This window comes from Candidatus Neomarinimicrobiota bacterium, from assembly GCA_022567655.1.
Taxonomy (GTDB): domain Bacteria; phylum Fidelibacterota; class SORT01; order SORT01; family SORT01; genus JADFGO01.
This window is the reverse complement of the sequence record JADFGO010000080.1, coordinates 1-9,474: the sequence shown is the minus strand read 5'-3', so window position 1 is coordinate 9,474 and position 9,474 is coordinate 1. Positions and strand designations below refer to the sequence as shown.

Below are 9,474 nucleotides of genomic sequence, written 5' to 3'. Positions count from 1 at the left end.
CTTTGGATGACGTAAAACCGTTTTTACGTAATCTATTCAATGATCCTGATATAATTGACCTGCCTATGGGGAAGATCCTTCGTCCTATTTTAGCTTGGAACATTACGAGAAAACGGCTGCCTGAATCTATTCAGATATATGAGAATATCGGGGGAGGCTCGCCCTTACGCGAACTATCACAAAAACAAGCAGAAGCTCTCGAATCTAAGCTAAGCGAAAACGGCAGTTTCAAAGTTTATATAGCAATGCGATATTGGCATCCGTTTACGAAGAGCACAGTAGAGGACCTGATCACAGAAGGAATAAAAAAGGTGATTCTTCTCCCATTATATCCGCATTACTCTATCACATCTACCGGTTCAAGTCTGCATGAATTTGAACGGGTCATAAAAAAAAGAAAAGATTCAGAGATAGAATTCAGACTCATACATGACTACCATGATTTTCCTTCATATATCGAAGCGCTCACAGAGAGGATCCTGGAAGGTATCGAAAAATTTAACGGTGTCGGAGATGATGATATGCATCTTTTGTTTAGCGCGCATGGAGTACCGCTAAGCGTGATAGAAAAAGGGGATCCTTATGAAAAGCAGGTGCGTGCTACGGTGGACTTGGTTGTTTCTAAGCTGGAGAACAGATATCACCATTCGATTAGTTTCCAGAGTAGGGTTACAAAGGTAGAATGGCTTGGTCCGGCTACTGACAAGATGATACCGGAACTCGGGAAAAATGGGGTGAAAAACCTGCTCGTAATTCCGGTCGCTTTTGTTAATGATCACTCAGAAACCCTATTTGAACTCGGCATATTTAACCGTGATTTAGCGACCAAAGCAGGCATAGAAACGTATGAGGTCATGCCGGCATTGAACGATTCTCCGAAATTTATAAGCGCCTTGAAAGAATTGGTTCTTCAGAGGATTGAATCATGGAACTGACTAATTCCGACACTGTCCCGGTAGTAATAATCGGTGGGGGCATTTCCGGTTTGTCGACCGCATTCTGGCTTGATAAATTCGGAATTGCCGTTCGTCTGTTCGAGGCTGACGAAAGGGTCGGCGGAGTGATCAACACAACTCTGAAAGATGGATTTCTCATCGAACACGGGCCATCGACACTTCAAGGAAGAACAAATGAACTATTGGAAACTATTGATGCTGCCGGCTTAAAAGACGAAGTGCTATACGCAAACGATATTCAGAAATACCGTTATATCCTGAAGGGAGGAAAACCCGTTCCTATTCCGCTCAGTCCGGTATCGTTCGCGACCACTAATTTGTTTTCTCTTTCCGCCAAGTTGAGACTTTTGAGGGAACCTTTCATAAAACCTTCCGGCAAAACAGATGAATCGGTGGCTGAATTTGTAATCAGACGCCTGGGCAGGGAAATTCTTGACTATGCTGTGGCTCCGTTCGTGGGAGGCATCTACGCGGGCGATCCGGAAAAAATCAGCTTACGCAGCACATTCCCGAGACTTCATGCCTTAGAAACAGAGTATGGGAGCCTGATAGGCGGCATGGTGAAAAAGATATTCAATAGGTCAAAAAGTAAAACAAAAGGCGCCCGTCCAAAGCTTTTCTCGTTTAGGAAGGGACTTAAGACTCTGCCTGAAAAGTTGACAAAAATTCTTGGAGATAAGGTGCAGACGAGAGCCGAGGTTAAAAGTATATTATCTCCGAACGAATCCGCTTCTTTTTATAAAGTAACGGTGGAAAAAGGTGGAACAGCGAACATAATTAGCGCCAGATCAGTAGTTATTTCCACTCCGTCATATCAAACGGCAAAACTATTAGAGCCGTTTTCGTCTAAGGTGGCAAACGATCTTAGAATAATCGACTACGCCCCTATGGCTGTGGTTTCGCTTGGTTACAACAGGAACGATATTGGACATCCCCTCAACGGATTCGGAATGTTATCTCCGCCTTGCGAACCGAATAAATTTCTTGGATCACTCTGGACATCGTCCTTCTTCGATGGAAGAGCGCCTGATGGCAAAGTATTACTTACCAATTTTATCGGCGGGAAAAGACATCCTGAATTAACCGAATTGGAACCAAATGAACTTATTGACCTGGTTCACACGAGCTTGGAGAAGATTCTTCACATCACAGGAAAGCCGATATTAAAGGAAGTATTCATAAAGAAGAAAGCAATTCCACAGTACACTATAGGTTATCATGAGATACTGAACGAATTGAATAATGTTGAGGCAAATTATCCGGGTCTTTATATGACCGGGGCGTATAGGGGAGGCGTATCTGTCGAAGATTGTATAGCAAATGGTAAAGCTACGGCGGTTAAAATATCTGAGTACTTATCAAATATAAAAAACGCTCCTTTGGCAGAGATAGTAAATGTTTACACTTAAACGCCGACCGAGACGATTGAGGAGAACTGCCTCAATCAGAGACCTCGTTCGTGAAACGAAGTTAAGCCCCGAAGATTTTATACAGCCGTATTTTGTTGTGCATGGCAAATCGGTACGTAATCCCATCAGTTCACTTCCGGGGCAATTCCAATTTTCGATAGACGAACTGATCAAGGATGCAAAAGAAACGTTTTCTCTTGGTATAAAAGCAGTGATTCTCTTTGGAATTCCTAATAGCAAAGATTCGGTCGGTTCGGAAACTTGGAACGATAACGGCATCATACAGATCGCAACAAAGGCTTTGAAGGATGCAATCCCGCATCTGTTGGTGATCTCTGACGTTTGCTTCTGTGAATACACCGACCACGGTCACTGCGGTGTGGTGACAAAATCAGGCGAGCTCGACAACGATGCTACTCTGTTAAACCTGCAGAAGCAGGTGATCTCACATGCCAAAGCGGGTGTGGACATAGTTGCCCCGTCAGGAATGATTGACGGTATGGTGGGCGCCATACGGTCTGCTCTTGACGATGAAGGGCATGCACTAATTCCGATATTAAGTTATGCCGCTAAATTTTCATCGTCATTTTATGGTCCGTTCCGCGAAGCGGTTGATTCATCGCCTCAGTTCGGTGATCGAAAATCTTATCAAATGGATCCCGCAAATCGCAGGGAAGCGCTCAGGGAGGTAGAGCTCGATGTGGAAGAGGGAGCGGATATTATTATGGTAAAACCTGCTCTGCCATATCTTGATATAATACGGGAAGTAAAAGAAAGATGGGATCTGCCTGTTGCGGCGTATAACGTCAGCGGGGAGTATGCTATGATAAAAGCCGCGGCGGAGCGAGGCTGGTTGGACGGCGATGCAGCGATGCTCGAGTCTCTTATCTCTATTAAACGTGCGGGAGCGGATATCATTTTGACATATTTCGCGAAGGAAGCAGCGAAGGCGATTTCGTGACTGAAGATTTCTCTCTGCAAAGAAGTGAGGAGTTTTTCCGTAGAGCGGAAAAAGTTATCCCGGGCGGCGTTAATTCACCTGTCAGGGCGTTCGGCGCGGTAGGAGGATCTCCTCCTTTTATTTTGAGCGCAAAAGGTTCAAAAATTTACGACGTTGACGGGAATGAATACATTGATTATGTCTGTTCCTGGGGACCGCTGATACTCGGTCATGCGCATCCGGCAGTTGCAGCGGCTATCAAAGATGCGGTGGAGAAAGGTTCAAGTTTTGGAGCGCCGACGGAGAACGAAATTCTGTTGGCTGAAAAGATAGTAGAAACCGTACCGTCAATTGAAAAGGTCAGATTGGTCAGTTCGGGAACTGAAGCGACTATGAGCGCCATCAGATTAGCGAGAGCGGCGACCGGGCGTGATAAAATAATAAAATTCTCGGGCTGTTATCACGGTCATGCGGATAGTTTTCTGGTTCAAGCGGGGTCGGGAGCGCTGACGTTCGGCGAGCCGAGCAGTCCGGGTGTGCCGGGAAGCGTAACGGCTGACACTCTAATTTCTTCTTATAACGATCCGGATTCTCTGGATAAGCTGTTATCCGACAACAAGGGGGAAGTGGCGGCGATAATCGTTGAGCCGGTTGCCGCCAACATGGGTTGTGTCCCTCCAAAGGAGGGTTTTCTTGAAGGGCTGAGGGAGCGCTGCGACGGGGACGGTATTCTTCTGATCTTTGATGAGGTAATAACGGGATTCCGGGTGGCGCTCGGCGGAGCGCAGGAACTCTACAACGTAATGCCCGATATTACAACTCTCGGAAAAATAATCGGCGGCGGTCTTCCTGTCGGAGCTTACGGAGGTAAGACCGAATTGATGGATATGGTTGCTCCGGCAGGTGCTGTATATCAGGCGGGAACGCTTTCTGGTAATCCGCTGGCTACGTCAGCGGGGCTGACAGTTTTGAACGAATTGTCAAAACCCGGAACATATGAGAAATTGGAACAGCTGAGCGCCGAATTAGAAAGAGGATTGAACGACGGCATTAGTTCGCTAAAAGTTGAGGCGGCTGTTCAACGGGTCGGTTCTTTACTATGTATATACTTTACAGATAAGCCGATAGAGAAATTAGAGGATATTCCTGATAACGTATCCGGGAGATATAAAAATTATTTTCACACTATGCTCGAATCAGGAATTTACCTTGCCCCATCGGCATACGAAGCGATGTTCATCTCTCTCGCGCACTCAAGCGAGGATATAGAAATTACAATCAGTAAAAGCGTCCTCGCTTTCGAAGAATCCCGATAGATTGTCGGGGCGATTAAGATATGAAATTTTTGCTGCCGTTATTTATTATCGATTGGGTAAAATTGCTTCGCGAAGAAGGCTTTAAGGTTTTTGTCAAGAAAAGAGGTTGGAAAGTTCTTTGGACTATCGTCATTTTCTATGCTATTCGTGACGGGATTCTTTATATATTGTTGCCGTTTCTGATTTATCTCGGAATATTTTGATCAAAAATAAGGCAGCCACCGCCTCTGGCGGGAGAGAAAATAGTCGCTGTGAGGTCATCAGTCCTTTGTAACAGTTGGTAATAAAGGGATAGCACAGTACTCTTGCTTTTGATCCTTGAGAAAATTAAGAATCTATCTAATCATCCCCCGCATTAGATTCTCAATTAACAGATATATGTAATTTTATTTGATCCAATCAAATTTAGAAACATCAAATCTAAATTCTTTACTTTTTCTTCGCTCGACTAATTTCAGATATCTTCCGGGAAGTTTTAATAAATATTCTTGAGCTTTACTTGCGTCAACAGTTGTGACATCTCTATCTCTTATTTTCCAATCTGCATTTAATTGTTCTATTATCCCGGCATATTCTTTTGCGGTGTAGACACCGGTTGCCTGAGCTACCTCAGAAAAGTCGGTAAACAATGTAGGATTTTTGCTGTTATCCATTTCTTTAGCAGGCATGGATATGGTTCTTTTCATCATATGAGCGTATGCAGTCATGGCGCCATTTTGATCAACGTCGAATATTTCACTCATAACTTCTTTGTAAAAGCTGAAATGTCTTAATTCATCTTTGGAAATAATATTGCAAATATCATATAACCTTTCATCTCCCTGGGTTTTAGCAATTTTAGCGGTTCCTAAATGAGAGATAAAGGTTGCTTTCTCCTGGAAGCTGGTATAAACCATCAGTTTGTACGGGTCTTCACCGACGCCCGGATCAAAGCCGCGCCCTAATAGAATTTGAATGTCCCTTTCTACGGCATACATATTCAATCTCGGTATAAACATTAAATGAGTATGTAATAAATCTCCGTGTCTGTTTTCTTCGGCAGTCCACCATCTTGTCCATTTCCCCCAGGCAGTGTCTTGATTTCCGGTTATTTCCGTGATAGGAGCTATTCTATTAAGCAGTGATTGATAGGTTGGTAATCCTTCTTCTGTTATCATATCGCCGACTAAAACTACAAGCAATTCATCCGGCAATGCTTCAGATTGTTTTTGTATCGTATTTATGTCATATTCCCATTCATCTGCAAAATCCGGTAAATAATCAGAAGGCTGCCAGTTTTTAGGATCATCGACATCTCTAAGTATTCTATTCGATAGTTCTTCTACCTTACTCTCTAAATTTCTGGCGACTCCAATTCTTTCAGCTACTATCGAATCTGATATATTTATTATTTGTTGCTCTTCATCGGTGTAGGACGTCTTGTTTGTTTTAATGTCAACTGCTTGCTGAAGAGTTTTTTCTTCGTTCATTATTTTCACTTTACTTTCTTATTCATTAATATATGTTCATAACCCAACTCCCTGAATAGTTCCGGTCGGGGCGTGCAGGTCGTCAAAACGATTAGGACATACCATTATGATAAATTAAGAAACACTTTTCTGTAATTCCATCTGTTTTTTGCTGATTGATCTTCTTCTACTCATCGTTCTTACTATTGTCTTATGAACGGCCGTTTATGAGAACTCGAGTAGAATTCGGGCTGAATCCTAAAATACACTTTTGTAACTTCTATCAACAAATGAGGCGACTGAAGATATAAAGAGAGACCTCCTATTTTGAAGTGAGGAGGTCTCTATTGATTCAGCCTCTCGTAAGACGAAACTTTCCAGCTGTACTAACGCTCGTTTTAATAATCGATACAGATGATCTTTACTACCATTCTACTTCAAGGAGCCACTCGTTGAACCTTTTCATTTTGATGTCGTTGCTTCTCTCGAGTTCTGCTATATCAACGCTGTAGCCGACCTTGTTAAACCAATCGACCATCGTCGCATATTCGTCACCCATGGCAGAGCGGAACTCTTCCATTGAAAGAGCGGTATATTCCACAGGTTTTCCGATCATATCACCGATGAGTTCGGCAGATTCAGGCATGGTAACCGAATCACCCGCAATGTCTATTGCTTTGCCTATATATTTTTCAGGATTATCAAACACATGGGCGGCAAATATCCCGATATCGTTTGATGCTATCATCTGAAGGGGAATTTCAGGGAGAATGGCGTTCGATATGTTACCCTCCTCGATCTGTTCCTTCATCATAAAGAAATTATCCATAAAAAACACCGGACGTATAATGGTGTATGGAATATCAATAGTTCTGATGAATTCCTCTATTTGGAACTTGCTGTCGAAATGAACTATTTCCGTGTTTTTATCCGCGCTTGCAACCGATGAATAAACAAAATGCTTTACATCGGCTTCTTTCGCTGCTGAAGCGAGCGTCTTTCCTAATTTTATTTCGCCTTCATTTCCCGCTTCCCAAAAATTTTGGACAGAGAATACTCCATAAGTTCCGCGCAAAGGCTCTTTGAGCGATTCGGGGTCATTCATATCTCCCTGAACAACTTCCGCGCCCAACGATTTCAACTCAAGCGCCTTCTCGCTTTCACTGTTTCGGGTCAATGCCCTTACTTTCCATCCTTTATCCAGCAGGTTGCGCGCTACGGCGCCGCCCTGAGTTCCGGTTGCTCCCGTGACTAATATTATTTTATCGTTATCAGACAATTCCAGCTCCATTCTTTTATTTATTTTGTTTTATTATTTCCAACCCAAGTTTTTTACATAACCTTGAAAGTTCATCCTGTTCAGAAGGGGAGAGAACGCTCATTTCCCGGACTATCGCCTTAACATGATCGGGAAACAGTTTTTTTATATGCGATTTCCCCTTTGGGGTAAGATGAATTTCATATTGACGCCGGTCGGTTTTGCTTGGAACCCGTTTCACTAAGTCTTGTTTTTCCAAATTATCCACCACAGTTGTCAAATTTCCACCCGTACAAAGGAGTTTTGCACTTATTTCCGTCAGGTTCATCGGACCAAGATGATACAACGCTTCTATTACGGCGAATTGACTTTCAGTAAGTTCAAACCTGCGAAGACTATTCGTTAACTGAGAGTCCAGAGTAATACCGGCTCTCATAAATTTGATCCAGGCGTTGAGAGCCCTGCGTTCTTTGACCGTTCCTTTGTAGTGTGTCGGCATAAATATACTTTAACATTAAAATATTTAAATGTCAAGTAATATTTTTGGTAAATATTATCGGCAAGGGAACCACGACTGCGGTTATCTCAAAACTCATGAAACCCGGAGTTTATGAGAATTTAGAAAATCAGGGTTTTTTTATGGCGTAGTAAATAGTTCTGCTACAGGGAGCGGGTCACTCTTGATCAGAAATCCATAATCGCTCTTTTATTCTGTTAAATCGTAAACGTAAAAGCAGCTATATATGCTACACCTTTTGGATTATTCGTACCGTGAACACCATATTGTAACCCCATAATGACTAAGGTTGACGGACTTGCTCCGAAGGTGAAACCCAGCAATCCACCCCCTATCTTCGAATCAAAATCTCTATTCTCGAATGTTATCCAATTGAAATTATATTCCGCTACACTGTGAAAAGTTTTCGAAAATCCATATGATACGCCTATGTTAAATGATCCCGAATGACCCACCGATTGACCATCGACCTCTGCCGTGTAAAATGATAGTGAAATATCCGAATCAATCGAGATTTTGTTTTCGGGTTCGTAAGTCAGTACCAATCCGTAGCCGAATATCTTTGCTACACCCGCATCTTTGTGCCTGTTCTCGTCCAGAGCATCGAAATTGAGTCCTGATTGGAGGGCAACCGATAGGCCCCTTCGGCTCCAAAATAACCATTTCAGTCCAAAATTCAATGAGGACACGTCACTCGGTATTATCATACCCACTTCCAAATTTTCTCTCACTCCTGTCGTAAATCTAAATCCATAACTCGATTCCGTAGAGGAACTGTCAAATGTCACTAAGTTACTATTACTATCCCACTCGCTTTTTGGACTGAAGAATTCGAATGCGGGTTCAAATTCAAAAACTCCGACTCCCACAGTTTCCGTTCCGGGCACTACGACTTTCGAATTGGATATTCCGCCTATCTGAGCGTAGATGATTCCCGTATTAAACGTTAATAGGACTAATACGCGGTAGATCAGTCTTTCAATAGTTGTAATAACTTTCAATTTAAAAAATCAGAGATAAGGATAAAATTATCCGGAACGGCCAATAAAGGTCCACTTTTATCTGACGCCTAACGATTTCAAGCAGTTACAAAAAGACCTGTAGCATACATTACTACTAACCCACTCATAAAGCCAATCACATTTCTATAGGTAACAATGGATTGGACATTACGACGTATCGACGCTAATCGCATCTGGCCGTAAATTAGCAGCACAACCTGAAATATAGCTCCGGCACCTATCGATATTAGTAGTAACGACCATACACGAGAGAAGGTAAATCCACCGATCCATGTTCCGATTATGGTGGGAGCCCCTGCAACCAAGCCTAAAACTAATAGATGCCAGAGAGGGGTCTTACTTTTGGATAAAGGTGCCACTATGGCAACGCCTTCAGTTATATTATGAATCATGAATCCAAGTACAAGAAAAGCTCCTAATGATACCTCTCCCACTGCATACGCTCCACCTATAGCAAGTCCTTCACCAAGATTATGAATTCCAATACTCAAGGCAATGATATAAGCCAGCGTTAGTACCGATTTGGTGTCTAAAGAGGCTGCATTTTCTTTGGATTCTTCATTTTTACGCGCACGATGCTTAGAAACAGGTTGCTCAATAGCAGTAAG

The 9,474-nt window shown here is 42.8% G+C and carries 10 protein-coding genes; 5 read left to right on the top strand and 5 right to left on the bottom strand.

Features of this window, described 5'->3' with window-relative positions; all coding sequences use genetic code 11:
- From hemH to IID12_08220, 5 genes are all read left to right on the top strand, one after another.
- Positions 1–935 (top strand): ferrochelatase (gene hemH, locus IID12_08240; GenBank protein MCH8289077.1); only part of this gene is annotated, 935 nt, incomplete at its 5' end.
- Positions 926–2,365, top strand: coding sequence for a protoporphyrinogen oxidase (gene hemG, locus IID12_08235; GenBank protein ID MCH8289076.1), 1,440 nt, complete (start codon positions 926–928; stop codon positions 2,363–2,365). The genes hemH and hemG, both read left to right, overlap by 10 nt.
- Positions 2,352–3,326, top strand: a complete 975-nt coding sequence (gene hemB, locus IID12_08230; protein ID MCH8289075.1) for a porphobilinogen synthase — start codon at positions 2,352–2,354, stop codon at positions 3,324–3,326. Before hemG ends, hemB begins: the two co-directional genes overlap by 14 nt.
- Positions 3,327–3,340: 14 nt before the next feature.
- Positions 3,341–4,621, top strand: a complete 1,281-nt coding sequence (hemL, locus tag IID12_08225) for a glutamate-1-semialdehyde 2,1-aminomutase (GenBank protein ID MCH8289074.1) — start codon at positions 3,341–3,343, stop codon at positions 4,619–4,621.
- A gap of 20 nt (positions 4,622–4,641) precedes the next feature.
- The gene (locus tag IID12_08220) at positions 4,642–4,824 is read left to right on the top strand and encodes a hypothetical protein (protein ID MCH8289073.1); all 183 of its coding nucleotides are present in this window, start codon (positions 4,642–4,644) and stop codon (positions 4,822–4,824) included.
- Between the two features lie 183 nt (positions 4,825–5,007).
- On the opposite strand, the gene IID12_08215 is transcribed toward IID12_08220, so the two are convergent.
- The 5 genes from IID12_08215 to IID12_08195 form a co-directional block, all read right to left on the bottom strand.
- The gene (locus tag IID12_08215) at positions 5,008–6,090 is read right to left on the bottom strand and encodes an acyl-ACP desaturase (protein ID MCH8289072.1); all 1,083 of its coding nucleotides are present in this window, start codon (positions 6,088–6,090) and stop codon (positions 5,008–5,010) included.
- A 403-nt stretch (positions 6,091–6,493) separates the two neighbouring features.
- Positions 6,494–7,348, bottom strand: a complete 855-nt coding sequence (locus tag IID12_08210) for an NmrA/HSCARG family protein (protein ID MCH8289071.1) — start codon at positions 7,346–7,348, stop codon at positions 6,494–6,496.
- A 16-nt stretch (positions 7,349–7,364) separates the two neighbouring features.
- A complete protein-coding gene (locus IID12_08205) occupies positions 7,365–7,826 on the bottom strand; it encodes a MarR family transcriptional regulator (GenBank protein ID MCH8289070.1) in 462 nt (153 codons plus the stop codon).
- Positions 7,827–8,041: 215 nt separating this feature from the next.
- Positions 8,042–8,845: a hypothetical protein gene (locus IID12_08200; GenBank protein ID MCH8289069.1), complete on the bottom strand. Its 804-nt coding sequence runs from the start codon at positions 8,843–8,845 to the stop codon at positions 8,042–8,044.
- A gap of 77 nt (positions 8,846–8,922) precedes the next feature.
- On the bottom strand, positions 8,923–9,474 hold a 552-nt coding region (locus tag IID12_08195; GenBank protein ID MCH8289068.1), incomplete at its 5' end, for a ZIP family metal transporter.